Annotated in this window: 1 pseudogene; it reads right to left on the reverse strand. The window is 52.0% G+C overall.

The features are described from left to right. Nucleotides 1–620: pseudogene (locus tag PQQ96_RS42150) on the reverse strand (hypothetical protein); the annotation flags it as partial. Between the last annotated feature and the right edge of the window lie 20 nt (nt 621–640).

Here is a 640-nt window from a genome sequence, read left to right on the forward strand (position 1 = left end):
CTATTTTCGGCCATAAACAACAGCAGTTTTCTCTTCGCATCAATTACCGCTCGTTGCTTCTCATAGGCATTAGCGTCTTTGGCGACTTTAACAAAGAACCCATCTGCTGTGCGCTCTTTAATCCGGTCTTGGTAGGCAGACATAAACGCTGCGCGAAACCCGGAATCCTGGTCCATAAATACTCGAACCTTCGGCGCATTATTTAAGAGTCGGGCGACCAGTCGAAAATGCGCGTACATGGTGTAGGTTTCTCGCACCTGCATTCCAACTTTAGGAAGCTGAAGGTCCTTGTTTTTAAAATCAGACTCTTCAATGTCGGCCCGCGCATCAGCATCCGCGTATTCCTCAGAAATTTCATTGAGTAACGCATCGCTGAAACCTGACGGTGGCGTGCTGAAGGTTGCGACTACTCGCCGCTGCGCGTCGGTAAGCCCATCCATGTAATCTTTCGCCAGCCAAAGCCGCGCATGGCGTCGGAATGGCTGGGCCAGGCTGGCGTCCCCAGCTGCCGCTGCGGCGGCTTCGATTTCGCTTGAGATAACCGAGTCGTCGAAATTAAGATGCATTCCAAATACATAACCGGTCTTCAGGTCGGCCGTGGCAATTGCATTAAGCTGCACCGCTCTCCGGTCATCTCGCT

This window comes from Paraburkholderia sediminicola (assembly GCF_046027825.1).
Taxonomy (GTDB): domain Bacteria; phylum Pseudomonadota; class Gammaproteobacteria; order Burkholderiales; family Burkholderiaceae; genus Paraburkholderia; species Paraburkholderia sediminicola_D.